At 44.5% G+C, this 373-nt stretch carries 1 protein-coding gene; it reads left to right on the plus strand.

The annotated features are described in order from the left end of the window. The coding region (locus tag J0A65_RS26380) for a hypothetical protein (RefSeq protein ID WP_206597143.1) at positions 1–358 on the plus strand (358 nt) is incomplete at its 5' end. Between the last annotated feature and the right edge of the window lie 15 nt (positions 359–373).

The following is a 373-nucleotide window of genomic DNA, read 5'->3' on the forward strand; positions in this document are numbered from 1 at the left end:
GGTCTTAATCTCACTACTTGCAACTCAGCTCACGGGCTGCCCCTCTGTAATGAACGCCAACATCAAGAATGAGAGCGCTTCATTACTAGTGATTTCTAGACCTGACGGAGGTTACTCTTGGAATATTAATCCTGGGAGTGAAGCAAAAATTCCCTGGTACGAAGGCTGCAATATCATTATCACAGACCAAGATAAGAGATATTACACTGGTAGATTTTCGGTTCCACCAGAACTTGTAAAGCCCCACATTTTTAGCGTCAGTACGGAGCTAATTTATACAGATGAGCTTTTCTTTGCGACCTCCTCCGGTCAACTTATACCTGTACCCAAGGCTGCGAAATGTGGCTGGCCTAACTAGTGGTTCAAATCGTTC

The organism is Bowmanella yangjiangensis, from assembly GCF_017255015.1.
Classification (GTDB): domain Bacteria; phylum Pseudomonadota; class Gammaproteobacteria; order Enterobacterales; family Alteromonadaceae; genus Bowmanella; species Bowmanella yangjiangensis.